24 protein-coding genes are annotated in these 26,351 nt (G+C 51.5%); 15 read left to right on the forward strand and 9 right to left on the reverse strand.

What is annotated here, in order from left to right; all coding sequences use genetic code 11:
- Positions 1-10 precede the first annotated feature (10 nt).
- The 5 genes from lpdA (at position 11) to IOQ59_RS05560 (ending at position 5,357) form a co-directional block, all read left to right on the forward strand.
- Positions 11-1,447, forward strand: coding sequence for a dihydrolipoyl dehydrogenase (lpdA, locus tag IOQ59_RS05540; RefSeq protein WP_193952277.1), 1,437 nt, complete (start codon positions 11-13; stop codon positions 1,445-1,447).
- Between the two features lie 155 nt (positions 1,448-1,602).
- The gene (sucC, locus tag IOQ59_RS05545) at positions 1,603-2,769 is read left to right on the forward strand and encodes an ADP-forming succinate--CoA ligase subunit beta (protein WP_193952278.1); all 1,167 of its coding nucleotides are present in this window, start codon (positions 1,603-1,605) and stop codon (positions 2,767-2,769) included.
- Positions 2,770-2,771: 2 nt separating this feature from the next.
- The gene (gene sucD / locus IOQ59_RS05550; protein ID WP_193952279.1) at positions 2,772-3,644 is read left to right on the forward strand and encodes a succinate--CoA ligase subunit alpha; all 873 of its coding nucleotides are present in this window, start codon (positions 2,772-2,774) and stop codon (positions 3,642-3,644) included.
- Between the two features lie 127 nt (positions 3,645-3,771).
- Positions 3,772-4,356: an LON peptidase substrate-binding domain-containing protein gene (locus IOQ59_RS05555; RefSeq protein ID WP_193952280.1), complete on the forward strand. Its 585-nt coding sequence runs from the start codon at positions 3,772-3,774 to the stop codon at positions 4,354-4,356.
- Positions 4,353-5,357 carry a class I SAM-dependent rRNA methyltransferase gene (locus IOQ59_RS05560; RefSeq protein ID WP_193952281.1) on the forward strand — a complete coding sequence of 335 codons (1,005 nt, stop codon included), beginning with the start codon at positions 4,353-4,355 and terminating at the stop codon, positions 5,355-5,357. Before IOQ59_RS05555 ends, IOQ59_RS05560 begins: the two co-directional genes overlap by 4 nt.
- Positions 5,358-5,371: 14 nt before the next feature.
- Here the strand turns inward: IOQ59_RS05560 and IOQ59_RS05565 are convergent, their stop codons facing one another.
- The gene (locus tag IOQ59_RS05565; protein WP_193952282.1) at positions 5,372-5,683 is read right to left on the reverse strand and encodes an MGMT family protein; all 312 of its coding nucleotides are present in this window, start codon (positions 5,681-5,683) and stop codon (positions 5,372-5,374) included.
- A 177-nt stretch (positions 5,684-5,860) separates the two neighbouring features.
- On the opposite strand from IOQ59_RS05565, the gene IOQ59_RS05570 reads away from it, so the two are divergent.
- Positions 5,861-7,327, forward strand: coding sequence for a protein adenylyltransferase SelO (locus IOQ59_RS05570; RefSeq protein WP_193952283.1), 1,467 nt, complete (start codon positions 5,861-5,863; stop codon positions 7,325-7,327).
- Between the two features lie 76 nt (positions 7,328-7,403).
- Here IOQ59_RS05570 and IOQ59_RS05575 read toward each other — a convergent pair whose 3' ends face one another.
- The 6 genes from IOQ59_RS05575 to dsdA all read right to left on the reverse strand — a co-directional run bounded on the left by IOQ59_RS05575 (position 7,404) and on the right by dsdA (position 13,262).
- Positions 7,404-7,940, reverse strand: coding sequence for a DinB family protein (locus tag IOQ59_RS05575; protein WP_193952284.1), 537 nt, complete (start codon positions 7,938-7,940; stop codon positions 7,404-7,406).
- A gap of 159 nt (positions 7,941-8,099) precedes the next feature.
- Positions 8,100-8,417, reverse strand: a complete 318-nt coding sequence (locus IOQ59_RS05580; protein ID WP_193952285.1) for a DUF3301 domain-containing protein — start codon at positions 8,415-8,417, stop codon at positions 8,100-8,102.
- A gap of 196 nt (positions 8,418-8,613) precedes the next feature.
- A complete protein-coding gene (locus IOQ59_RS05585; protein WP_193952286.1) occupies positions 8,614-9,381 on the reverse strand; it encodes a TlyA family RNA methyltransferase in 768 nt (255 codons plus the stop codon).
- A gap of 144 nt (positions 9,382-9,525) precedes the next feature.
- Complete coding sequence (locus IOQ59_RS05590; RefSeq protein ID WP_193952287.1) at positions 9,526-10,095, reverse strand: hypothetical protein; 570 nt, start codon at positions 10,093-10,095, stop codon at positions 9,526-9,528.
- A 339-nt stretch (positions 10,096-10,434) separates the two neighbouring features.
- Positions 10,435-11,811 (reverse strand): alanine/glycine:cation symporter family protein, encoded by a 1,377-nt coding sequence (locus IOQ59_RS05595; RefSeq protein WP_193952288.1) that lies wholly within the window; start codon positions 11,809-11,811, stop codon positions 10,435-10,437.
- A gap of 137 nt (positions 11,812-11,948) precedes the next feature.
- The gene (dsdA, locus tag IOQ59_RS05600; protein WP_193952289.1) at positions 11,949-13,262 is read right to left on the reverse strand and encodes a D-serine ammonia-lyase; all 1,314 of its coding nucleotides are present in this window, start codon (positions 13,260-13,262) and stop codon (positions 11,949-11,951) included.
- A gap of 117 nt (positions 13,263-13,379) precedes the next feature.
- On the opposite strand from dsdA, the gene IOQ59_RS05605 reads away from it, so the two are divergent.
- The gene (locus tag IOQ59_RS05605) at positions 13,380-14,276 is read left to right on the forward strand and encodes a LysR substrate-binding domain-containing protein (RefSeq protein ID WP_193952290.1); all 897 of its coding nucleotides are present in this window, start codon (positions 13,380-13,382) and stop codon (positions 14,274-14,276) included.
- Here IOQ59_RS05605 and IOQ59_RS05610 read toward each other — a convergent pair.
- Positions 14,273-14,770, reverse strand: coding sequence for an Lrp/AsnC ligand binding domain-containing protein (locus tag IOQ59_RS05610; RefSeq protein ID WP_193952291.1), 498 nt, complete (start codon positions 14,768-14,770; stop codon positions 14,273-14,275). The genes IOQ59_RS05605 and IOQ59_RS05610 overlap by 4 nt on opposite strands.
- 135 nt (positions 14,771-14,905) lie before the next feature.
- Here IOQ59_RS05610 and IOQ59_RS05615 point away from each other — a divergent pair, with 135 nt between their 5' ends.
- From IOQ59_RS05615 to alr, 3 genes are all read left to right on the forward strand, one after another.
- Positions 14,906-16,159 (forward strand): D-amino acid dehydrogenase, encoded by a 1,254-nt coding sequence (locus tag IOQ59_RS05615; protein ID WP_193952292.1) that lies wholly within the window; start codon positions 14,906-14,908, stop codon positions 16,157-16,159.
- 215 nt (positions 16,160-16,374) lie between these two features.
- Positions 16,375-16,764, forward strand: coding sequence for a RidA family protein (locus tag IOQ59_RS05620; protein WP_371871831.1), 390 nt, complete (start codon positions 16,375-16,377; stop codon positions 16,762-16,764).
- 25 nt (positions 16,765-16,789) lie between these two features.
- Positions 16,790-17,866: an alanine racemase gene (alr, locus tag IOQ59_RS05625; RefSeq protein ID WP_193952294.1), complete on the forward strand. Its 1,077-nt coding sequence runs from the start codon at positions 16,790-16,792 to the stop codon at positions 17,864-17,866.
- Here alr and IOQ59_RS05630 read toward each other — a convergent pair.
- Positions 17,863-18,477: a TetR/AcrR family transcriptional regulator gene (locus IOQ59_RS05630; protein WP_193952295.1), complete on the reverse strand. Its 615-nt coding sequence runs from the start codon at positions 18,475-18,477 to the stop codon at positions 17,863-17,865. The genes alr and IOQ59_RS05630 overlap by 4 nt on opposite strands.
- A gap of 157 nt (positions 18,478-18,634) precedes the next feature.
- Here IOQ59_RS05630 and IOQ59_RS05635 point away from each other — a divergent pair, with 157 nt between their 5' ends.
- From IOQ59_RS05635 to IOQ59_RS05655, 5 genes are all read left to right on the forward strand, one after another.
- Positions 18,635-19,474, forward strand: a complete 840-nt coding sequence (locus tag IOQ59_RS05635; RefSeq protein ID WP_193952296.1) for a crotonase/enoyl-CoA hydratase family protein — start codon at positions 18,635-18,637, stop codon at positions 19,472-19,474.
- Positions 19,475-19,532: 58 nt separating this feature from the next.
- A complete protein-coding gene (locus IOQ59_RS05640) occupies positions 19,533-21,563 on the forward strand; it encodes an NADPH-dependent 2,4-dienoyl-CoA reductase (RefSeq protein ID WP_193952297.1) in 2,031 nt (676 codons plus the stop codon).
- A gap of 346 nt (positions 21,564-21,909) precedes the next feature.
- Positions 21,910-23,064, forward strand: coding sequence for a WD40/YVTN/BNR-like repeat-containing protein (locus IOQ59_RS05645; protein WP_193952298.1), 1,155 nt, complete (start codon positions 21,910-21,912; stop codon positions 23,062-23,064).
- Positions 23,064-25,424, forward strand: coding sequence for an efflux RND transporter permease subunit (locus IOQ59_RS05650; RefSeq protein WP_193952299.1), 2,361 nt, complete (start codon positions 23,064-23,066; stop codon positions 25,422-25,424). The genes IOQ59_RS05645 and IOQ59_RS05650 overlap by 1 nt, the downstream gene beginning before the upstream one ends.
- Complete coding sequence (locus IOQ59_RS05655) at positions 25,411-26,274, forward strand: universal stress protein (RefSeq protein WP_193952300.1); 864 nt, start codon at positions 25,411-25,413, stop codon at positions 26,272-26,274. Before IOQ59_RS05650 ends, IOQ59_RS05655 begins: the two co-directional genes overlap by 14 nt.
- Positions 26,275-26,351: the final 77 nt, after the last annotated feature.

The raw sequence follows: 26,351 nt of genomic DNA on the forward strand, positions 1-26,351 counted from the left end.
GTAAAGAGACATGTCACAGAAATTCGACGTAATCGTCGTAGGTGCGGGCCCTGGTGGGTACGTAGCTGCTATTCGTGCGGCTCAGCTGGGTCTGAAGACTGCATGTGTTGAAAAATGGGTTGATGACAAAGGTGCTGCTGTATTGGGCGGTACTTGTCTGAACGTTGGTTGTATTCCGTCTAAAGCATTGCTGGAATCTACCCATCAGTTCCACAAAGCACAGCACGCTGATGTGCACGGCATCCAGACAGGCGACGTGTCTATGGATGTTAAAGCGATGGTTGCCCGTAAGAACAAAATCGTTGGCAACCTGACCGGTGGTATCGGTGGTCTGTTTAAAGCAAATGGCGTTACTGTGCTGCAGGGCATGGGTAAGCTGCTGGCGAACAAGCAGGTTGAAGTTACTGCTGCAGATGGTACTGCTGCGGTATACGATGCTGAGAACGTGATTCTGGCATCTGGTTCCGTACCTGTGAACATCCCACCTGCGCCACTGACTGACGGTCTGATTCTGGACAACGCTGGTGCACTGGATATCGATGAAATCCCAGAACGTCTGGGTGTTATCGGTGCAGGTGTTATCGGTCTGGAGATGGGTTCTGTATGGGCTCGCCTGGGTACCAAGGTTACTGTACTGGAAGCGATGGATGACTTCCTGGCAGCAGCGGATAAAGATGTTGCTCGTGACGCAGCTAAGCTGTTCAAGAAGCAGAATCTGGACATTCAGCTGGGTGCTCGCGTAACCGGTACTGAGATCGTTGACGGCAAAGAAGTTAAAGTGAAGTTCACTGACTCCAAAGGCGAGCAGGAAATCACTGTAGACAAGTTGATCGTAGCTGTTGGTCGTAAGCCACAGACTAACGGTCTGCTGTCTGAAGATTCCGGCGTACAGCTGGATGAACGCGGCTTCATCTTTGTTGATGAGCAGTGCCGCACGGGTGCACCAGGCGTTTACGCAATCGGTGACTCCGTACGTGGTCCGATGTTGGCGCACAAAGCGTCCGAAGAAGGCATTATGGTTGCCGACATCATTGCTGGCCACAAAGCTCAGATGAACTATGACGTGATTCCGAGCATCATCTACACCCATCCTGAGCTGGCCTGGGTCGGTAAAACCGAGCAGGAACTGAAAGCTGATGGTGTGAAGATCAAAGTGGGCAAATTCCCGTTTGCTGCTTCTGGTCGTGCAATGGCCGCTGACGATACCGATGGTTTCGTTAAGATGATTGCATGCGAAGAAACTGACCGCATTCTGGGTGTCCACATGGTTGGCGGTATCGCATCCGAGCTGATTGCTCAGGCGGCGATTGCTATGGAATTCTGCTCTAGCGCAGAAGACCTGCAGCTAACCGTTTTCGCTCACCCAACCGTGAGTGAAGCAGTGCACGAAGCCGCTCTGGCGGTGGATGGCCACGCAATCCACATTGCGAATCGTAAAAAACGCTAACCTGACGTTTTAAACTACTCGGCCAGGCACCATTTCGGGGGTACCTGGCCGTTGTATGAAAGTTTGTCGTTGAAATCCCATCTGGGCTGCAACATCGTAACTCTCCATACGAGATTGCAGAAAAACACACTAGTGACAACACAACGGATTAGAGCATGAATCTTCACGAGTACCAGGGTAAACAACTGTTTGCCACATATGGTCTGCCGGTTTCTAAAGGAATCGCGGTAGATACTCCAGAAGCTGCAGCTGAAGCAGCTACAAAAATTGGTGGCGATAAGTGGGTTGTTAAGACTCAGGTGCACGCTGGCGGCCGTGGTAAGGCTGGTGGTGTGAAACTGGTTGACTCCCCTGCTGAAGCACAAGAGTTTGCAGCAAACTGGCTGGGCAAAAATCTGGTGACTTACCAGACGGATGCAAACGGCCAGCCTGTTGCTAAAATTCTGGTAGAAGATTGCACCGATATCGCTAACGAGCTGTATCTGGGCGCAGTTGTAGACCGTTCTTCTCGTCGTATCATTTTCATGGCATCTACTGAAGGTGGTGTGGAAATTGAGAAAGTAGCAGAAGAAACTCCAGAAAAAATCCTGAAAGCTGAAATCGATCCTCTGACTGGCGCACAGCCTTATCAGGGCCGTGAGCTGGCGTTCAAGCTGGGTCTGGAAGGCGATCAGATCAAGCAGTTCGTTAAGATCTTCCTGGGTCTGGCACAGATGTTCCAGGAAAAAGATCTGGCGCTGCTGGAAATCAACCCGCTGGTTATTACTGACGAAGGCAACTTGCACTGTCTGGACGCTAAAGTAGCGATCGACGGCAATGCTGTATACCGTCACAAAGATCTGCAGGCTATGCACGATCCATCTCAGGAAGACGAGCGCGAAGCGCACGCAGCTGAGTGGGATCTGAACTACGTTGCTCTGGATGGCACCATCGGTTGTATGGTTAACGGTGCAGGTCTGGCAATGGGTACTATGGACATCGTTGCTCTGCACGGTGGCTTCCCTGCTAACTTCCTGGACGTTGGCGGCGGCGCGACTAAAGAGCGTGTTACCGAAGCATTCAAACTGATTCTGGCTGATGACAAGGTGAAAACCGTACTGGTTAACATCTTCGGCGGTATCGTTCGTTGTGACCTGATTGCAGAAGGCATCATCGGCGCAGTGAAAGAAGTGGGTGTAAACGTACCGGTTGTTGTACGTCTGGAAGGTAACAATGCTGACCTGGGCTCCAAGCTTCTGGCTGAGTCTGGTCTGGATATCATCGCCGCAACTAGCTTGTCTGACGCAGCTCAGCAGGCAGTAAAAGCAGCGGAGGGTAAATAATCATGTCCGTTTTGATTAACAAAGACACCAAAGTAATCTGTCAGGGTTTCACTGGTGGTCAGGGTACCTTCCACTCTGAACAGGCTATCGCTTACGGCACTAAAATGGTTGGTGGCGTAACTCCTGGTAAAGGTGGTTCTGAGCATCTGGGTCTGCCAGTATTTAACACTGTTGCAGAAGCTGTAGAAGCGACTGGTGCTGAAGCATCTGTTATCTACGTTCCTGCACCATTCTGTAAAGATTCCATTCTGGAAGCTGCTAACGGTGGTATCAAACTGATCGTTTGTATCACTGAGCACATCCCGGTTATGGACATGCTGGAATGTAAAGTTAAGTGTGACGAGCTGGGCGTTCGCCTGATCGGTCCTAACTGCCCAGGTGTTATCACTCCGGGCGAATGTAAGATCGGCATCATGCCAGGTCACATCCACCTGCCAGGTAAAGTGGGCATCGTTTCCCGTTCCGGTACTCTGACTTATGAAGCAGTTAAGCAGACTACTGACTACGGTTTCGGCCAGTCTACCTGTGTTGGTATCGGTGGTGACCCGATCCCTGGTTCTAACTTCATCGATATTCTGGAAATGTTCCAGAACGATCCACAGACCGAAGCGATCGTTATGATCGGTGAGATCGGTGGTTCCGCTGAAGAAGAAGCTGCTGCTTTCATCAAAGCAAACGTAACTAAGCCTGTTGTTTCCTACATCGCTGGTGTAACTGCTCCTGCAGGCAAGCGTATGGGTCACGCAGGTGCGATCATCTCCGGCGGTAAAGGTACTGCTGATGAGAAATTTGCGGCTCTGGAAGATGCAGGCGTTAAGACTGTACGCTCCCTGGCGCAGATTGGTGACGCACTGAAAGAAGTAACTGGCTGGTAAGTAATTACCTGTTAGCTATTCTAAGAAAAGGGCAGCTTCGGCTGCCCTTTTTGCGTTTTAGCCCCGGTGTAAGGTATCAGTCGATTTGGCCTTTGATATACTGGCGCTCCTATCTCAAAGGTGACTTATGGTCGATCTCCCTCTATTTCCGCTGCCGGTTGTGCTGTTTCCAGGAACACGTTTACCGCTACAAATTTTTGAGCCCCGCTATCTAAGGATGGTAAAGGAGGCGATGAAAAATGAGAGTGGGTTCGTGATGGTCCAGTCGCTACCGGGTAAGACTAAATCAGAGCCAGGTCAGCCATTTTGTTCCGTCGGTTGTTACGGTGAGATTGCCGACTGGCACCCATTGCCGAATGATCTGTTGGGTATTGAGCTGGATGGACTTCATAAAGTCATGATTCATACTCATCGCGCAGAGGCGGATGGTTTGCTGATTGGTCAGTGTGAATATCTTGCCGCTGATCAGCAGACAAATGTGGCAGAAAAACATCAGGCATTGGTGCAGTTGCTAAAGGATCTGCAAAAGCACCCTATGATCGAGATGATCGGGTTGGAAATAGATTACCGTAATGCCACTGAGGTGGGTTATAAACTGGCTGAGTTTTTGCCGTTTAGTCCGGCAGAGAAGCAGTTATTGTTAGAAAGTGATGATGCTCTGTTACGCCTTGATGCAATCCAGTCATTGTTACAGCAGTTAGGTGGAAAATGAGCGATCTAAAACAACTATTGGCGACAGCACTGGATAATCGCAGTGAACTGTTATCATCTCTGCACAATGAAAATACGGATTGTTATCGTCTGTTTCATGGCACGAACGAAGGTATGTCCGGCCTGACGGTGGACCGATATGGTCCTCAGTTGCTGATCCAGAGCTTCCATGAGCCGGTATCCGATGCGAATTTGGTAGAGATTGAGCAGCAATGTACTTCGATCTTTTCACCAGAAGAAGTGGTCTATAACGACCGTAGTGCGAAGAACTCCCGACGTAGCGATGACAGCCGACTGTTGCGATCTGAATACGTAGGGCAAGAGTTGGGCGTCAATTACCGCGTACGTGGGAAACATGAGGGACAAGATCCTCTGCTGTTCCTTGATATGCGGGCAGGGCGACGCAAGATATTGGAGCTGGCAGAAGGTAAATCGGTACTTAACCTCTTTTCCTACACCTGTGGTGTGGGTGTCTGTGCTGCAAAGGCGGGCGCAACAGCAGTGGTTAATGTGGATTTCTCAACACGCAATCTGGATGTCGGTCGGGAAAATGCCGAGTTGAATGGCATCGATGATGCTCGGATTGAGTTTGTGCAAAGTGACTTTTTTACTGCTGCGAAGCAATACGCGGGTATCCCCGTCAAACAGCGTGTACGTCGAGGTCAGAAGCCGCGCCCGTTTCCTCGTATTGATGAACGGCAGTTTGATCTGGTCTTTCTGGACCCTCCGCGTTGGGCGAAAAGTCATTTTGGCACGGTGGACCTGATCCGCGACTACCCCAGTGTTCTGAAACCCTCTCTGTTAGCGACCCAAGAGGGCGGCACACTGATCTGTACCAATAATGTGGCTAAGGTTGACCTTGATGAGTGGCTTGCTGTCGTGCGGCGCTGCGCGGATAAGGCGGGTCGTCCTGTTCGGGACTATGAAGTTATTACGCCAGAGGTGGACTTCCCGTCACCTGATGGCCAGTTCCCGTTAAAGATTGTTGTATTGAAGGTGTGAGGGATGGCAGCTCTTTATGGCTGCCACTTATACTGCCGCAACGATACTTTTCCTCGGATGAAAACAACTCCATCCGCTTCGAGTAAAGATCTCTGACGTTGATAAGGTGGGCTGTCTTTGGGAAACGAAATCTCACCTTTGGCATTGATAACCCGAAACCACGGCAATTGAGTATCTTTTGGTAGTTGGCTCAATGTACGTCCGACCGCTCGGGCCATACTTGGTAATCCGGCGAGTTCAGCGACCTGCCCGTACGTGGCGACAGAGCCTGACGGTATCAGGCTAATGATCTGCCAGAACTTCTCCTGATAGCTCGGTTCGTTCATTTGAATTTCTCGTCGCTGACATTTTTTATCGCTCTAATCTAACATAATCCCCGTCTGGCGGAGTGATTAGTCGTATTGGAGTCTGTGTATTGTCTCAATTCACGGAAAAGCTGTGGGGTGAAAATACCTGATTAAAATGGTAGGGTAATGGTCAAATCGAACACTGGGATGTACTTGATGTCTGAGACCTTCGCCACACTGGAATCGCTCAATTTTGATAACAGCTATGCGCGTTTACCGGAGCATTTCTATCACAAGGTATTGCCGGAAGCGTTGCCGGGTTCCCATCTGATCAGCTTTAATCCAGAAGTGGCTGTCCTGCTGGATCTGAACCCCTGTGCGATCAACCCTTCGGAACTGGCCCATTATTTTGGTGGTCATGCGCCGTTGCCGGGCAGTGATGCACTTGCGATGAAATACACAGGGCATCAGTTCGGCTATTACAACCCGGATCTTGGGGACGGGCGTGGTTTATTGCTGGGTGAAGTGGTCAACAAGCAGGGGCAGCGCTGGGACCTACATCTGAAAGGCGCGGGTAAAACCCGCTATTCGCGCTTCGGCGATGGCCGTGCTGTTTTACGCTCCAGTATTCGTGAATACCTGGTAGGCGAAGCGATGCAGGGCCTCGGTATTCCTACGACTCGTGCCTTGTGTCTGATTGGTAGTGAGCAACAGGTGATGCGCGAAGGGATGGAGTCTTGTGCGGCGGTGCTGCGTGTCACGCCGTGTCATATCCGCTTTGGTCACTTCGAGTATTTCTATTACAGCAAGCAGCATGAAGACCTAAAGCGTTTGGCTGATTACAGCATCGAGCGTTATTACCCTGATGCCAAAGACGCAGAAAACCCTTATCTGGCAATGTATCAGCAGATCGCTGAACGTACGGCCTACATGGTGGCAATGTGGCAGGCGTATGGGTTTGTGCACGGCGTACTGAATACCGACAATATGTCTATTTTGGGTGAGACCTTTGATTACGGCCCTTACACCTTTATGGATGAGTATCGTCCCGACTTTGTCAGCAATCACAGTGATGAAACTGGTCGCTATGCCTTCAAGCAACAGCCGGATATTGTGCAGTGGAACCTGACAGCATTGGCAGAGGCGTTTCTACCCATGGTGGGGGAGGATGATCTGAAAGCGGTGTTACGTGAATATTCCCACCAGTTTGTAGCCTACCGAAATCAGCGCCTTTCAGCCCGCTTGGGGTTAGTCACCTCTCAAGCAGATGATGCGGGTTTGATAGAATCGTTGTTGAGCCTGTTTGCGGCACAGCGCGTTGATTTCAATCGTTTCTTCCGCACGTTGTGTGATTATCAGGGTGATCGTGAGCAGTTATATCCGTTCTTCTTTCACCGCGAAGCGGTTGATACCTGGATGGATCAATTCGATGTGCGTTTGGCTGATGAGGCGGCCAGTTTTCCGATCCGGCGTCAGCAAATGCGTTCGGTGAACCCAAAATATATGCTGCGAAACTATATGGCAGAGGAAGCGATTCGCGAAGCCAATACGGGTAACTACGTTCCGGTTAATCAGTTGCTTGCGTTGTTGCGCCATCCGGGTGATGAACATCCTGATATGGAGCGATATTCCGCCGCACCGCCGGATTGGGCGGGCGGGATCAGTTTGACCTGCTCTTCATAAAAGAGCGTCTGACACAGATACAAAAACGCCAGCGGTCCATATGACGCTGGCGTTTTTCGTTGAGGCCGTTTAAGCGTTAGTGTGCGTCCGGGATCAGGGTCAGCAGATCGGTGATGCCAACATCCACATCCTGCTGGGACAGCAGTGTGGTGAGTTGTCCGCGGTGGTGAGTCTGGTGATTGAACAGGTGTTGCACTAGAAAACCAAAGCGTTTGCAGGATTGCACACCGGCCATATTGCTGTAGCTCAGGTTATGGTCAAGATCAGCCTCGCTCATCTCATCACACCATTCACTGATAATGATATCCAACCCCTGACGTTCAACGGAAAAGGTTTCAAGGTCATCATACAGCCGTGCATCCAGGGCGTCCGGCTTTTGCATGGTTTCCAGAGGATGCAGGGAGTGGAAGCCAGTTGGATGGGTACTAAAGCGCTTGAGCCAGATAATATCGCCAACCAACAAGTGGTTAAGTGTTCCCATGATCGAGCCGAAAAATGCCCCTTGATCTTGCATCAATGCAGATTCAGGCAGGGAGAGTGCGGCTTCGGTAAGTGTATCGTTCATCCACTGGTTATAGCGGGCCATTAAGCGGAAATTCTGTAACTCGCTCATCGGCGTGTCCTCATGAAATGTCACTAAAAATAGTCAGCAAAGGGTCAGAAAAAACGTTTCTAAAACAAGGAGCACACTCAGTCTAGTACAGCTGGAGACGCGGTGAAGATCCTATACAAGACTGAGATGATCCGGATCAAGATCCGGTCTGGCACCGTATCAAATGCGGTGAGGGTCGAGATGAATATCAGTGACTTTATGCCCCAGCATGACGACCTGGCCTTTATAGCGGTCGTCGCCGGTTGCCGTAAACTCAAACACATAAGATCGCCAGAAGTGCAGGCGACCGTCGTTGCCCCGCTTCAACCAAAGCGCGCGTAACCCAATACTGCCGTCCAGCAGCTGAAGGTCCATCTCTTTACAGTGGCGTACCGTGTGTTTGAAGGCGATCTCTTTAACTTTCTGGGCCTTCCACCAGTGAAGACACAAGAAGCTGATGAGTGCCAGCCAGAAGAGATCTTGCAGATCGATATACATAATGGGTTAGTCCAGCAACCTTTATCCGTTTACCTTATAGAGACTCTTCACATGCTTCAACACAGATAAAAATGCTGAAATAAGTGACTCGTCAAAAGTCAGTGTTGTTAACTCTATCTGGGTTCTTAAGTGAGCTATATCTAGTAGCTAAGGGTCGAATCCACTATCCCGTGTATTGAAACGGAAATTAGCCGTTTCAACAGAATTCCGGTTTTTGCGCAATGATCAGAAACTCCCGGTTTCCGTCGCCGCCTTTAATCGGACTTTCAAAGTAGTCCCGCACCTCCAGACCCAGCTCTGCACAGTGAGATTTGATGGTGCTTTCCACTTTGGGGTAGAGCGATGGATCACGTACGATCCCACCTCGACCAATGCCCGCTTTACCGACCTCAAACTGAGGTTTTACCAGCGAGATCAGGTAACCGCCCGGACGCAACAAAGGCGCTAGTGAAGGCAGTATTTTTGTCTGGGAAATAAAAGAGACATCCATCACCGCCAAATCAAAGCCGTCGGCGTGACTGTGTTTCAAGAGCATCTCTGCGGGTAGATCGCGACCATTGACGCCTTCAAAGCACAGCACACGTTCGTCCTGCCGCAAACGCTCAGCAAGCTGATCATGGCCGACTTCGATACCGACGACTTTTTGAATGCCGGACTGCACCAGACAGTCGCTAAAGCCGCCGGTTGATTGGCCAATATCAATTGCGATGAGTCCGGTAACGTCCAACTGTGATCGTTGCAGGGCACCCAACAGTTTAAGTGCACCACGAGACACAAAACGGTCGGCTTCATCGGTTTCCACCTGAAACTCTGTCTCCGGGTCCAGTTTAAGGCCGGGTTTGCTGATCACCTGCCAGCCTGCGCCTGAGCGAATAGAAACCTTGCCGCCTTTTAATAAACGCTGGGCGTGGGTACGGGATTGGGCGAGACCTTGTTCGGTCAGAAGAATATCAGCACGTTGCATGTTACAGGTCCGGTATTAAAAGCGGCGGCCATTATAAACGCCACGCGCTATTAAGGCGATGTGATCAGTTGTTGCTGAAGAAGCTGAGTAAAGCCTTCGGGATCCGCAAACCAGGACTCGAGAGGAAGGCGAACGAGACTGCCATCACGTTCCAGCAACAAACAGGGAACCCCCTGACTCAGGGCCTGATTCTGTAAGCTGATTGCTTCCCGTTGATCGCAGCTTGGCTGCGTCGGCTATCGAAGGGCTGTAGGAAAATGCATTGTGGAAATCGATCGCTTTAATACCCACCAGGGTTGCGGCTTCGGTGAGTACCGAGCTGTCCGTGATAATTTTACCTTCATCAAAGCGTAAGCGCTGCAGTTGGCAAAAGAAGGCATATTCCTGACCCGGTTTGAGGGCTTTAATCACTTGAAGCGCGACCGCTGTGGGCCAGGAATCAAAGATTAGGTCAGGTTGATAAAGCAGGTTGTTCCGGTAAGTATCAGAAAATTGCTGGCCAGATAGTGCAGTAATACGTTGATCTGCTTCCGTCACATAATCTGAAAAGCTTCGACTCATCCAGCGCACCATGTCCCCAGTAAACAATGCCCGGTGCAGGAGCTCAAAGGGAATCCCTAAGTCTGTTGCGGTTTTGCTAGCGGCCGCCATTATCGGTGCCGAGGCCCAGCACCAACCGCAAAGAGGATCGGTAATGTAGATAAGTTTTGTCATGAAGATGTTCCCTGTCCTGAAGAGGACATTCTACCAAGCCAGCGTCGGTAGAAAAAAGAAAGCCGCCTTGGGGTAGGCGGCGAAGTAGGGTTGTCTAGAGAACTCTGAGTCTGATCTTCGTGTACACGCATGAACTGAATCGAAGATCACAAGCACACAACTGGGCGATTGAGGGTCACCGGTGTTGTTGAGTTCATAATATTGGGTTGATATGAATTGAAACTGAAAATAGTCACAAATCTGTTCATTTTCGGTGGGAAAGTAGGATGCTTATTAAACTCAGACCAACAAAAAGGGGCCCGAAGGCCCCTTTTTGCAGAACAGTGATTAGATCAGCTGTTACTTGTTCTCTGCAGCCAGAGTACCGTTCTGACGCTCGAAGTACTCGCGAGTCAGTTTGAAGACAACTGGGCTCAGTACCAAGATAGCGATCAGGTTAGGCAGTGCCATCATAGCGTTCAGTGTATCCGCTACCAGCCATACGAAGTCCAGGCTCAGGGTTGCACCAACAGGTACAGCCAGGATCCACAGAACGCGGTATGGTTTGATAGCTTTCACGCCGAACAGGAACTCTACGCAACGTTCGCCGTAGAAAGACCAGCCGATGATGGTAGTGAAGGCGAAAATTGCCAGAGAGATAGCAACCAGATAGTTACCTACACCCGGCAGCGCCAGAGCAAATGCAGCAGATGTCAGTGCAGCACCGGATTCACCGGAAGTCCACAGACCAGACGTTACGATAACCAGGCCAGTTACGGAACATACGATCAGGGTGTCCAGGAAAGTACCCAGCATAGCGATCAGACCCTGACGAACTGGATCTTTAGTCTGTGCCGCCGCGTGAGCGATTGGCGCAGAACCCAGACCTGCTTCGTTAGAGAATACACCACGTGCCACACCAAAGCGGATAGCCGCCCAAACTGCAGCACCAGCGAAACCACCTTCAGCCGCGTGGCCAGTGAAAGCGCTGTCGATGATCAGGGAGATGGCAGGGCCAATCTGATCAGCGTTGATGGACAGAACGACCAAACCTGCAATGATGTACGCGACAGCCATAAATGGAACCAGTGCACCGGCAACAGAACCGATACGCTTGATACCACCCATCAGAACCGCACCCACCAGAACCATAGCAATCACGCCAGTCACTACTGTAGGAACAGCAAAGTTAGCTTCGATTACCTGAGCGATAGAGTTGGACTGTACAGTGTTACCGATACCGAAACCGGCAATTGCGCCGAACACAGCAAATGCTGTACCCAACCATGCCCATTTCTTGCCCATACCGTTTTTGATGTAGTACATCGGGCCACCAACGTGGTTGCCTTCTTCGTCTACTTCACGGAATTTAACGGCCAGAACGGCTTCGGAGTATTTGGTTGCCATACCCACCAGAGCGGTGAGCCACATCCAGAACAGTGCACCTGGACCACCGAGGAATACCGCGGTAGCTACACCTGCAATGTTACCCGTACCTACGGTCGCGGACATTGCAGTCATCAGAGCTTGGTAAGGAGGAATCTCACCTTCGCTTTCCTCGCCTTTTTTAGCGGATGTACCGCTTGCGAGCAGTTTGAAACCCGTACCGAGTTTCAGAATTGGCATCAATTTCAGACCCAGGCTCATAAAGAAACCTACGCCCAAAATAAGGATCAGCATCGGCCAACCCCACACAATACCGTTAATGTCACCAATTATGGAACTTAGAGCTTCCATCAGAAGGATACCTCCCCTTGTTATTTTTATAGTCGCTGGTTGTCCTGATGAGGACGTCGGCAAGTGGCCTTGCCTTGTTTATCTAATTGGATTGTTATTTCCAATAGGAAACAAAGTATCTCTTATTGAACTTTTTTTCAATTGGAAATTTTTATCGCTTTTTCAAGATAGCGTTGATATTCCTTATCAGGGACAAACGAGCCACCGGTTAACCAGGCGATATGTATACTATTTTTCAATGAGTTAGCTACATTGTGGGCGTTCAGATACTGTTTGCCCGTGCCTGTGTTAAGCATAGCCGGACCACGACAACTTATAGCTGCTGATGGCTCTACTTCGACACTTTCCAGCTTTTTTAGCTGATGAAGGTGCCGATACAGTGATTCATCGGTTGCCGTATACACACCGGAAACCTGATGACGCACTGCATCGCACACCCATTGGGATGCAGTCCCTACCGCCAACCCATCGGCATCGGTATCGATCTGCAAACCCAATTCGTAGATCGGAACAGGTTCCTGTCCCGCATCACCTGCCATGCCCATAAGCATGCAGGGTGCCTGTACCGGTTCAGCGAAGAAGCAGTGGACGTTCTCGCCAAACAGGGTTTTCAGGCCAAATGTGATTCCACCGGGGGCGCCACCTACGCCGGCCGGAAGATATACGAACAATGGTGTGTCCGCGTTGATCTCGATGCCTGCTGCGTCCAATTGCTGCTTTAAACGCAAGGCAGCGACCGCATAACCCATAAACAGGCGGGGGGAGTTTTCGTCATCCACAAAATAACTGCGTGGGTCGGCGTCAGACTCGGCGCGGCCTGCTGCGACAGCGGCGCCGTAATCGGCAGTGTGCTCCACCACTTTTACACCACGATGACGCAGACGCTCTTTCTTCCACTCTTTGGCATCCGATGACATGTGCACCACAGCATTGAACCCCAGTGCAGCACCCATAATGCCAATACTCAGCCCCAGATTTCCGGTGCTGCCAACCGCCATGGTGTAATCTGCAAACAGTGCGCGGCCTTCTTCTTGCGCAAGTTTCGTATAGTCATCATTGGTATCGTCAAGTAAGCCTGCTTCAAGGGCGAGCTGTTCAGCAAAACATAAGACTTCGTGGATACCGCCCCGGGCTTTGATCGAACCGGCGACAGGCAACTCATGATCGGCTTTAAGGAAGAGTTGCCCCCCAAGAGGGTTGATGGCTGTGTTGAGCGTGGGAGCAGGAAGAAGAGGGGATTCAATCAGGCCGTCAGCCTCGATCAATTCGGGAAACAGGATGCTGAGTAGCGGTGCAAATCGTAATAAGCGTGCTTCTGCATCGTAGATTCCTGCGATGTCCGGAGTCTCTGGTGCGGCCTCTGCATTCAGATAGTTAGGGTTCAGCCAGACTAAAGGCTGGCCGGTACTCAGCAGGGATTTTTCGTCCGCAGTAATGTTCAGAGAGGTCATCGCTATTCCTGCTTTAAATGATTAGACTATTGTCTGATCAGATCAGTAATAAAACAAACGATAGTTTCTTAAAGGCTGTTTAGTTTTACTAAAGGCTGCATTTTCTACAGGTCATAGATGACAAAACTCACCTCCCGGACATTGGCTTCACTGGTTCATTTTGAAGCCTGTGGTCGACATCTTAGCTTTTCTGATGCCGCTAAAGAGTTGTCCGTGACCACCGGCGCAGTCAGTCAGCAGATTCGCAAGTTGGAAGATAAGCTGGGGATGAAACTGTTTGAGCGTCAGCCACGGGGTATTCTTCTGACCCCGGAAGGTAAAGAGTTATTACTCGTAACGCAGCAATCGGTAGAGGCGATAGAATCGGTAGTCGAGATGCTGCAGAAACGCAGCGCCGAAGATGTGGTTCGTCTCAAATCCACGCCATCATTCGTCTTCAAATGGCTGATCCCCCACCTGCGTACGTTTAATCGCAAGTTTCCGGATATCCGTGTTGAAACCTATGCCGATGCTGCCTTGTTGGATCTGACCAGCGGCGATTTTGATCTGGCGATTGATTACAGCAATGGTGAGTATCAGGACTTTGAAGCGCAGTTGTTGATGCACGAAACCTTGTTGCCGGTGACCAGCCCCAATTATATGCCGGATGCCGATTGGAACGATCCGGCGGTTTGGCAGAAAATCTCACTGTTGCATGATTCCATGCCCTGGCCGGACTCACCGCGTGATGCGGAGTGGCGATACTGGTTGGATCAGTGTGGATTAAACAATGTCTCCAGTACCCGGGGGCACTACTTTAACCGGGCAGATATGGCAATTGCGGCGGCGGATGCGGGTCTGGGGATTGCGCTGGCGCGGGGATCGCTGGTATCCGAGGAGCTGGAATCCGGGCGCCTGATCGCTCCTTTCCCGCCGGTAGCGTCCTGTTGTGACTACTACCTGTTGATCCCTAAAGGAACGGCAGAAGGATCCAGCGCCCGCGTTCTGAGAGACTGGTTACAGACACTTGCTTAGCGATCCGGCACCGGCAGTTCCTGAGTCTCTTTAACCTCTTCCATCACGATGTAACTCTTCGAGTTTTTTACCCCCGGCAGCGTCAGCAGCATATCGCCCAACAGCTCCCGATATTGCGACATGTCACTGATGCGCGCTTTCAGCAGATAATCGGAATCACCCGAGACCAGATGGCACTCCTGTATATAAGGTAGCTTCTTCACCGCTTGATTGAAGAGACCAAACGCGTCCGGTGATTGATAGGAGAGGGATATTTCCACAAACACCAGCATATGATAATCCAGTGCTTCGGGATGGATGCGTGCGTAGTAGCCTTCAATGACACCATCCTTTTCCAGCCGTTTTACACGCTCCATACAGGGTGTGGTTGAGAGTCCCACACGGTCTGAAAGCTCCGTGTAGGAGATACGACCTTCCTGCTGCAAGATCCGCAAAATGTTGCGATCAATTCGGTCAAACTTTCTTTTTTTCAAAGGCTTACGCTTAGATTCCATAATATTTTCTGCGCTTATTATTTTTTATTAGATTGTTATCTGATAACTGGTCAAATACAAAGAAATATTCTGACGATCTTATCATAGAATGGTTATATATCTCGTATAGATCAAATAATAATCAGAGGTGAATTAATGAAAGTTCTTGTGCTTGGCAGTGGCGTAATCGGTGTAACCAACGCGTGGTATTTGGCTAAAGAAGGTCACGAGGTCACTGTCGTGGACCGTCAGCCTGAAGCTGCGCTCGAAACAAGCTACGGCAATGCAGGGATGATTTCACCTGGTTATGCGATGCCTTGGGCCGCGCCTGGCGTTCCAATCAAAGCCATGAAATGGATGATGCAGGATCTGGCCCCGCTCGCGATTCAGCCAAAGCTCGACAGTAGCATGTACATCTGGATGAGCAAAATGCTGCGTAACTGTAGCGAAGCGGCCTACGCTGTGAATAAAGAGCGTATGTTGCGTATTGCTGAATACAGCCGCGACTGCTTTGTTGATCTGCGCAAAGAAATTGACATTGATTACGAACAGCGCACCGGTGGTACGTTGCAGCTATTCCGTACCCAGAAGCAGCTGGACAGTGCTGCCAAAGATATGGCGATCCTGAAAGAGTGTGATGTGCCATTTGAAGCACTGGATACTGCAGGATGTGTGAAGGCAGAGCCTGCACTGGCGTACGTGAACGAAAAGATTGTGGGTGGTTTACGCCTGCCGGGTGACGAAACCGGTGATTGCTTCAAGTTTACCCAATCTCTGGCCAAAGAGTGTGAAGCACTGGGTGTGAAGTTCATGTTTAACACCAGCGTTGATGCGCTAGACGTTGAAAAAGGTGACGTGACTGGCGTTCACACCTCTGCCGGTTTACTGACGGCTGACAAATATGTTGTTGCGATGGGTAGCTACAGTCCATTGTTGCTGGCACAGATCGGTATCAAAGTGCCGGTATACCCGATCAAAGGTTACTCCCTGACGCTGCCGATTGTTGATGAAAGCCGTGCACCGGTGTCTACCGTGATGGATGAAACTTATAAAGTCGCTGTGACCCGTTTTGATGACCGTATCCGTGTGGGCGGTACCGCAGAAATCACCGGTTACGATCTGGGCTTGCCAGAGAAACGTCGTGCCAGTGTTGATCACGTGGTGGACGACCTGTTCCACGGCGGTGGTGATCTTTCCAAAGCAGAATTCTGGAGCGGCTTGCGTCCAATGACACCGGACAGTGTGCCGGTTCTGGGTGAAACCAAATACAAGAGCCTGTTCCTCAACACCGGCCACGGTACATTGGGCTGGACGATGTCTCTGGGCAGCAGCCGTTATGTTGCCGATCTGATCTGTGGTCGTGAACCGCATATCAGCACAGCAGGCCTGTCCGTGGCCCGCTACAGTTAAGACAGTTGTGTGGATCGGTCACATGCCGGTCCGCACCTGTAAACGTTTAACCCACTTCATGACGTCCGATGACCTTTGGAGGCGAGGGCTTTCCCGCCTCTGTTTTTTTTCTTTTTTGCTGTCATTATATGGACGTCACCTGAATTGGCCCGACTTGTCCTGCACCGGGTTGAGCGTGTAATCAACTAATTTGTCTTTTTAGTCTTGAAGGAACAATCATGAACAAAAGCATCATCAGCACTGAAAATGCCCCATCAGCAATCGGTACTTACTCACAGGCAGTGAAAGCGGGTAACACTGTATACATCTCCGGCCAGATCCCATTGGTACCAGAAACTATGGAGATGGTTACCGAATCGTTTGAAGCTCAGGCTGAGCGCGTTTTCCAGAACCTGAATGCGATTGCTGAAGCATCCGGCGGTACGCTGGCTGACGTGGTTAAAGTCACCATCCTGCTGTCTGATCTGAAATACTTCGGAACTGTTAACGAAGTGATGTCCCGCTACTTCGCAGAGCCTTACCCGGCTCGTGCTGCGTACGCTGTTAAGCAGCTGCCTAAAGAAGCAGACATCGAAGTTGAAGCGATCATGGTGATCGGCGAGTAATTTTCGCCGCTTACCGGAGAAACCTTTGAGTCGCAAAGCACGGGCAATCGTTCGGCTGGACGCGATTCGTCACAACTATCGGCTGGCGAAATCGCTGCATCCAACGACAAATGCTGTCGCCGTGGTGAAAGCGGATGCTTACGGCCACGGTGCAGTTGCTGTGGCGCGTATGCTTGAGCCGGAAGCCGATGCGTTTGGTGTTGCCTCGATTGAGGAGGCGATGGTTTTGCGTGAGGCCGGTGTGAAAGTACCGGTGACGTTGCTTGAAGGTTTCTTCGATCCATCTGAACTGCCCTTGATCGACCAGCACGGTTTATGGAGTGTTGTGCACAGCGCGCATCAGATTGATGCGTTGTCCCGTTTCACTCCCTCCGCCCCGATCAACGTCTGGTTAAAGATGGATTCCGGGATGCACCGTCTGGGCATTCCCGCGACAGAATTTCGTTCCGCCTATGAGCGTTTGCGCGCGCTGCCTCATATCGGCGAGATTGTGTTGATGACCCACTTCGCCTGTGCGGATGAGCTGGGTTCCCCTGCGACACACCAACAGATCCAATGTTTCCAGCAAACTGTTCAGGGAATTCAGGCCCCGCATAGTTTATCCAATTCCCCAGCAACACTAGGCTGGCCGGAAGCAAAAGGTGATTGGTTACGTCCCGGTGTCATGCTTTATGGTATCTCTCCCTTCGATATTGATCAGACACACGCTGCCCAGCTTAAACCGGCGATGAGTTTGTTATCTGAGGTCATTGCGATTCGGGAGATTCAACGCGGTGAAAGCGTGGGCTACGGTGCGAGCTGGACTGCAGACAGAGTAACCCGTGTAGGAACCGTGGCTATGGGTTATGGCGATGGCTATCCACGACAGGCTAAAAACGGTACGCCGGTGATGGTAAATGGGGAACGCACGCAGATAATCGGTCGTGTCTCCATGGATATGATGACCGTAGACCTGACTGATATCCCCTCTGCGGGGATCGGTGCTAGCGTCGAACTCTGGGGTGAGAACCTATCCATCAACGAGGTCGCCGGATATTGCGATACCATCCCTTACACGCTGGTGACCGGCCTGACGGCTAGAATTGTCCGGCACTATACCTAATCTACTCGGTTTTGCGCCAATAGCATCGCAGCCGCTGTCCGTCCCATCTCTTCCAGATCATTCTTGTTCACATAGATGCCGTCGTTGAGCAGTCGGCAAAGTCCATGCAGTGTCGCCCAGCTCGCTTGCGCAACCCGCAATGTCGGGTGCTGGTCTGTTAGAATTTTCTGTGCCTGCAAGGTTTCAATCCATTCCAGCCAGTGCTGAAAACAGCGTTTGGAGATCGTTTTTAACGACTCGGTCGGTTTGCCCAGCTTCCAGATTTCTTTACCAAACATCAGGTCGTAGGTTTCCGGGTTGTTATCCGCGAAGCGGATGTAGCTCAATACATACAGCTCGAACAGTTCCCGTTTATCCAGATCAGCATGTTGTTGCGGCAGCTCACTGACCGCGTGGATATGGTCACTAAAACCCATTTCGGCTATGGCGCAGAGCAGTTCGTTTTTGTCTTTGAAGTGGTGGTAGGGCGCGGTACGTGAGACGCCTACGTTGTCAGCCAGTTTGCGCATGGACAGCGAATCCACACCGCCCTCGCGAATAATATCGGTCGCTGCCTGAAGCAGTGATTGGCGTAGATCACCGTGATGATAAGTCTTCTTGTCCTGAGTCATAGGGCGAAATCTAGCAACGCATCTTGACAGCGTCAACATTGAGTTATAACTTGACGGTGTCAAGATGGGTTAGTTTGCAGCTATCTGAACAGTATCGTGAGTCTGTGATCTGCTCGAAAACTGATCGATCATCGGAAGACCTAAGTGAGGATTATCTATGAGTTACGCCAACTTCAGCCTGTCCCTGGAAGGGCATATCGCGCATTTACAGTTGAATCGACCGGATGCCTACAACTCGATGGATCAGGCGTTCTGGCGTGATCTACCCGCTGCCATCCGAAGTATTGATGAAGCGGCTGACGCGCGGGTTATCGTGATCAGTTCAACCGGAAAGCACTTTAGCGCGGGTATGGATCTGGAGGTCTTTAGTAATCCGAATCCAACGCTGTTTCAGGGAGAACGGGGTCGGCAGGCTGAAGGCATGCGCCGTCTGGTGCAGCAGCTACAAGCCTGCTTTAACGTGCTGGAAGAGGTGCGGATGCCCGTGATCACGGCCATCCAGGGTGGTTGTATTGGCGGTGCTGTGGATATGGTTTGCGCGGCCGACATGCGTTACTGCACGGCGGATGCGTTCTTTCAGGTGAAAGAAACTGAATTGGGATTGGCTGCTGATCTGGGTACATTGCAGCGTATGCCACGTCTAATTGCACCCGGTTTGGCACGCGAACTGGCCTATACCGCCCGTAAGATGCCCGCGGCTGAAGCGCTGCAGTGTGGTTTTGTGAATCGTGTGTATGACGATCAGGACAGCATGCTGGCAGAGGTGATGCAGATCGCGCAGCAGATCGCCGAGCGTTCTCCGCTGGCTGTCACCGGCACTAAACAGATGATGAACTATGCGCGTGATCACAGTGTGGCGGATAGCCTGACGATGATGGCGACTTGGCAGGCCGGGATGTTCCAGCCGACCGATATGATACAAACCTTCACCGCTAAGATGGGGAAGACCACACCTGACTATGAAGGTCTGCGTCCAGTCACTGAGCCACTGACGTAAGCCTGAACCCTTGATTTAAGCCTGAGCCGATAAAATAAGAATCCAAAGGATCATTGAGATGAACACTACCCACCCGAACTACCCGAATCTGTTTCAACCGCTGGATCTGGGGTTTACCACGTTAAAAAACCGTATCCTGATGGGGTCCATGCATCTTGGACTGGAAGAGCGTCCGAACGGGTTTGAACGTATGGCGGAATTCTATGCTGAACGCGCGCGCGGTGGCGTGGCAATGATCGTCACCGGGGGGATCGCACCCAATGAAGAGGGTGTAGTGCATCAGGGTTCCGCCATGATGACCAGTAATGAGGATGTGGTTAAACATCGGGTGGTGACGGATGCCGTGCACGAAGCGGGGAGTAAGATCTGCATGCAGATTCTGCACACCGGACGTTATGCCTATAGCCCCCAGTTGGTATCGCCATCGGCGATTAAAGCACCGATCAACCCGTTTCCTCCCAAGCCGCTGAGTGAAGACCAGATCGAGCAGCAGATGCAGGATTTTGTACGCTGTGCCTGTCTGGCGAAAGAGTCCGGCTACGATGGCGTTGAGATCATGGGATCGGAAGGTTATCTGATCAACCAGTTTATCGCCACGCGCACTAATGACCGCGATGATCAGTGGGGCGGTGAGTACGAGCAGCGTATCCAGTTTGCGGTTGAGATTGTGCGCCGTGTACGGGAAGCGGTCGGCGAACAGTTCATCATTATCTATCGTCTTTCGATGCTGGATCTGGTGGAGGGCGGCAGCTCGTTTGAGGAGATCGTGCAACTGGGTAAAGCCATTGAGCAGGCCGGTGCCACCATTATCAACACCGGTATTGGCTGGCATGAAGCGCGTATTCCTACCATTGCCACTAAGGTGCCGCGCGCGGCATTTACCTGGGTTACCGCACGGGTGCGTGCTGAGCTGAGTATTCCGTTGATCACCTCTAACCGTATCAATATGCCGCAGGTGGCAGAAGATGTGCTGGCGAGAGGTGACGCCGATATGGTGTCGATGGCGCGTCCGTTTCTGGCTGACCCGGAGTTTGTGGTTAAAGCGGAAGAATCCCGGGCCGATGAGATCAATACCTGCATCGGTTGCAATCAGGCGTGTCTGGACCATATCTTCGCAGGTAAATTGACCAGCTGTCTGGTGAATCCTCGTGCGTGTCATGAAACCGAGCTGCTGATCAGCCCAGCCAATGAAACCAAGAAATTCGCGGTAGTGGGTGCAGGGCCGGCGGGGTTGGCATTTGCCACAACAGCTGCAAAGCGCGGTCATCAGGTCACCCTGTTTGACGCGCAGTCTGAAATCGGTGGGCAGTTTAACGTGGCCAAACGGATTCCGGGCAAAGAGGAGTTTTACGAAACGTTGCGCTACTTCGCGCGTCAGGTTGAGCTGACAGGTGTGGAGCTGAAGCTGGGTGAGTTTGTCAGTGCCGAAGCGCTGGAGCAGGGTGATTTCGATGAGGTTGTGATGGCGACCGGTATCACCCCGCGTACCCCGGAAATTGAAGGGATCGATCACCCTAAAGTGCTGAACTATCTGGATGTGATGCGCGGTGCCGAGGTTGGACAAAAAGTGGCTGTGATTGGTGCCGGGGGTATCGGCTTTGATATCAGCGAAGTACTGATTCATCAGGGCCAGTCAACCAGCCAGAACATCGAAGCCTTTATGACCGAATGGGGGATCGATATGTCTCTGCAGGCACGGGGTGGTGTTGAAGGTGTTGAAAAGTCGTTTGAACCGGCGGCACGTGAAGTTTATTTGATGCAGCGTAAAGCGAGCAAGGTCGGCGCCCAGTTGGGTAAAACGACGGGTTGGGTTCACCGCATCGATCTGGCAAAGAAAGGTGTTCATATGCTCAGCAAGTGTGAATACCTGAAGGTTGATGATGAGGGTTTGCACATGCTGGTGGGTGGTGAGCCTGAAGTGCTGGCGGTGGATAACGTGGTGGTCTGTGCGGGGCAGGAACCCAACCGTACACTGGCTGATCAGATCAGCAGTAAACCCATTCACCTGATTGGTGGTGCGGATGTAGCGGCCGAGCTGGATGCTAAGCGTGCCATTGATCAAGGGACGCGTCTGGCGGCAGCGATCTGAATCTGATTGCAGGGGTGGTTGTATAGATCGCCCCTGATCTTATTGTTCTTGAGGCCAGACTGAACAGATTAGTCACTATCTATGAGATATGTGGTCTTTCCTTATAAGCCACTGATTCTTGATCTTCACAGGTGATAACGATTTATGTCATTAAACCTGCGTTGAAATGTTATTGCTGTTAACAGCCTGATCCATGACACTGCTGTAACAGCTTTGATTGCCCATTTTCTATGGACAGCTATTTGTATTGGCGAAGCAGCTGATAGAACGTCTCAATTCGGAATGAGCATCGATTTGGACGAGGCAAAGCGTGATTACCGAAACAAATATAATAATCGGGTCCCCTATGAACAAAAGCTCAACATCCATTCTGTTGACCATATGCTGCCTGTTATCTGGCATCGTTTTCTCGTTTCCTGCATTGGCCGCTTCCGGAGATCGTCTGGAACGCCCGTCGTTAGTACTTCATACCCGTACCGATCAAATCGTTGCCAGTAACGTATTGCTGCTGGATATCGCTTTGGCAGGCTCCCGTCTGGTCGCGGTGGGAGAGCAAGGTGCGGTGTTGTTGTCCGACGATGCCGGGTACAGCTGGCGCCAGGCCAAGGTACCTTCCAGCGTGCTACTGACGGCGGTGAACTTTGTGGATGATCAGAACGGTTGGGCCGTTGGGCATGATGGTGTTGTATTGCGCACCGAAGATGGCGGTGAAAGCTGGCATCTGCAGATAGACGGTGAAGGCATTAATCAGAACCGCATCGAAACGCTGGAGCAGGCACTCGCCGGATTGGATCAATCGTCTGAGCTTGAAGGCACCGATAGAGAGACGCTGGAGTATGCACTGGAAGATGCGCAGTTTGCTGCTGAAGACGGTGCCAGTACGCCGCTGTTGGACGTATGGTTTGCCAATCGGGATCTGGGTTATATCGCCGGGGCTTATGGGATGCTATTACAGACCAGAGACGGCGGTCAGAGCTGGCAGAGCATGGATCATCTGATTCCAAACCCTGATCGTTTTCATCTGAATGCCATTCAGGCAACAACAGATGGTTCGTTGTTTCTCGCGGGGGAGGCCGGGTTGCTGATCAAAAGTGATGAGCAGCACACCGCATGGCAGGTTATCGAGTCGCCTTATGAAGGGTCTTTCTTTGCGATGCAGGAGTCTAAGGGGCTCTATCTGATGGGCTTGCGCGGACATCTGTTTCGCTCAGATTCTGGTACAGGCTGGACACCGATCAAGGTCTCAACGACCAGTAGTATCAATGCTGCCGTCACCGATTCACACGGACAGCTGATTTTGCTGGGGCAGGGCGGGTTGTTACTTCAGCAACAGGACACCGCATTTGTGCCCCTTGCTGCATCCACACGGACCAGCTTTTCATCGGGTGTCGTGCTCGGACAGCAACTTATATTAGTGGGTGAGGCGGGAGTGACGCGTGTACCACTGGATGCAAACGTGACACAGGCCACAGTGCCTTCAGATCAGGGAGGTCGTTCCTGATGAACATGACCCGTTTATTACTCACACCCATTAAAACCAGCGAGCAGTTGCTGGAGCGCTTTCTGTTCTTCCGCCGAGGCTTGGTTGTTGGCCTGTTTGCCTTGCTGACATTGGGATTGATCTGGCAAGCCAGTCAGATACGGCCGGATGCCAGCTTTGTCAAAATGATCCCGTCCGATCACCCCTATGTGAATAATTTCCTTCAGTATCGTGATGATCTCGCAGGTTTGGGCAACAGCGTACGTATCTCTGTTGAGGCGACAGAAGGCGATATATTTTCTGCTGAATTTCAGGACACCCTCAGACAGGTGACCGATGAAGTGTTCTTTATTCCCGGTGTGGATCGCTCGGCACTGAAATCGATCTGGACGCCCAATGTTCGCTGGACTGAAGTTACTGAAGAGGGATTTGTCGGTGGTCCGGTGATTCCGCAAACCTATGATGGTTCGCCAGACAGTCTGGAACAAGTACGGATCAATATCCTGCGCTCGGGGCAGGTCGGCCGCTTGGTCGCTAACGATTTCAAGTCCGCCATTATTCAGGTGCCACTGTTTGACCGTCACCCGCAGACCGGCGAAAAGCTCGACTATCAGCAGTTCTCCCATCAGCTGGAAGCGCTGATTCGCGATAAGTATGAACGTGCAGGTATTGCGGTTCATATCACAGGTTTTGCCAAAATCGTCGGTGATCTGATCGACGGTGCAACCCAGGTTGCGCTGTTCTTTGCCATCGCTTTTGTGGTGACCTTGGTCCTGCTTTACCTCTATTCAGGCAGTGTAATGGGCACACTGATTCCGTTGGCCTGCTCAGTTGTTGCCGTTATCTGGCAGCTGGGTCTGTTGAATCTTCTGGGTTATGGGCTGGACCCCTATTCAATGCTGGTGCCGTTTTTGGTGTTTGCCATTGCGGTTAGTCACGGTGTGCAGATCGTAAATACGATTACGCTGGAGTCTGCACAAGGTGCAGATCGTCGGTTGGCAGCACAGCGTGCGTTTCGTGCCATTTTTATACCCGGCCTGATCGCGTTGCTATCGGATGGCATTGGGTTTGTTACGCTGCGAGTGATCGAGATTGAGGTGATCCAGGATCTGGCGGTGGCTGCGTCTGTTGGCGTGGCGGTGATCATTCTGACCAACCTGCTATTGCTGCCGGTGCTCATGTCCTATGCCGGGGTGGGGCAGCGTGCGATTAATCGAGCGCGCAACAGTTTTGATCGTGAGCACAGTTATTGGTCAGTGCTGACCGTATTCACTTGCCGCCGTGGTGCCGCGACCGCCCTGATGGTTGCGGGTGGGTTGGCGGTGGTTGGCTTTGTGCTCAGCAGCGATCTGAAGATTGGTGATCTGGACACGGGGGCACCCGAGCTACGCGCTGACTCCCGATATAATTTGGACAACAAATTCATTACGGAGAACTACTCTACCTCCAGCGATACCTTTGTGGTGATGGTGAAAACGGGCGAGGAGCAGTGCAGTAGCTTTGAGACGTTGACGTTGGTGGATCAATTTCAGCACAGCCTGAAAAACGTGGCGGGTGTGCAGAGCAGTATTTCTCTGGCAGATGTTTCAGAGCGTGTCACGGCGGGCCTGAATGAAGGCAGCCTGAAGTGGCGTTCAGTGAGTCGCAATCAGATGGTGATCAATGCGTCGCTGGCGTATGTGCCTGCGGGATTGATGAATGCCAGTTGTTCACTACTGCCTGTCATTATCTTTCTGGATGATCATCGGGCCGATACCTTACTGCGGGTCACGGAGGCAATTGAAGTGTTCGCCAGTGAACATAACTCCGAGCAGATTCAATTCCTGATGGCGGCGGGTAATGCGGGGTTTGAAGCCGCGACCAACGAAGTGATCAGCGTGGCCCAATACGAGATGCTGTTCTGGGTGTACGGGGTGGTGAGTCTGCTCTGTTTGCTGACCTTCCGTTCTATAAAAACCGTATTTTGCATCATCGCACCGCTCGCGCTGACATCACTGCTGTGTCAGGCGCTGATGGCCCAGTTGGGTATTGGTGTAAAAGTGGCGACACTGCCGGTGATCGCGCTTGGGGTGGGGATCGGTGTCGATTACGGCATCTATATCTATTCCAAGCTTAATACCTATCTGGTGCAAGGTTACAGCCTGTCTGATGCCTATCTTGAAACCCTGAAAAGTACCGGTAAGTCGGTGGCCTTTACCGGACTGACCCTGGCGATTGGTGTTGTGCTTTGGGTGTTCTCACCGATCCGTTTTCAGGCGGATATGGGCGTGTTACTCACCTTTATGTTTATCTGGAATATGCTCGGCGCATTGATATTGCTGCCAGCGTTAGCGTGTTTGCTGCATAGCAAAAAGAAGGAGCCAGTTCATGTTGTTCAGTAAACGTATTTTGGTGGTGCTGGATAGTGGTCCGCAGAGCCGTAATGCTTTACATCGGGCGCTGCTGATTGCGGAGCGTATGGTCTGTGATCTGGAGCTAATCTGGGTGGGGAAGTCGACTCCCTGGAGTGGTATCGAAGCGGATATGGATGCCTTGGCCAAAACCGAGATCCGCTTCACGCAGGAGGTGGTGACTGACGATCTGATTGATGCGGTGTGTAAACGCTGGAAGCAAGATCACTTCGCCCTGTTGGTGAAAGGGTGTGATCCACGCCACAGTAGCCGCAAGCTATTGGCCCCCAGAGACTGGAAGTTGCTACGTAATACTCCCTGTCCGGTGTTGCTGGTGAAACATGATCATCACTGGGCACATGGCCGGATTCTGGCGGCAGTGAATACGACGACCCATAACCCCGCATTACGTGCGAATAATCAGGGCATCCTGATGTTGGCAGGTTTCATTGCGCGGGCACTGGACGTGCCGCTGCATGCAGTGATCGCAACACCTCCGGCGATGCAGGGGGCAGAGCCTGAAATGCAATCGCAGGTGCTGATCGACCAGCGCGCACAGCGTTGTGCAGAGAAAGTGCTGAGTGATATGAATCTGACGGTTGATCAGCTACACATCGGCGAAGGGCCGCCCGAGCATTGGATTCCTAACGTCAGCAAGGAGATCGATGCGTCGCTGGTGGTCATTGGTACGCATGCGCGACGGGGTATGTCCGCAGCATTACTGGGTAATACCGCTGAGCGGATATTGGACCGGCTGAATACCGATATTCTGGTATTGCGGGCGGGGCTAAGTGAACCGTTGAAACCACTGATTAAGGAAGTGGATACCGCTGTAAGCTAAACCACCCGATGCTGCCACAGGTCTGTATAAGACCTGTGGCACTTGTTCCGATCTCGCCTGTACGCCTCGTCACATAC

It is taken from the genome of Pontibacterium sinense (genome assembly GCF_015209595.1).
In the GTDB taxonomy this organism is placed as follows: Bacteria; Pseudomonadota; Gammaproteobacteria; order Pseudomonadales; family Balneatricaceae; genus Pontibacterium; species Pontibacterium sinense.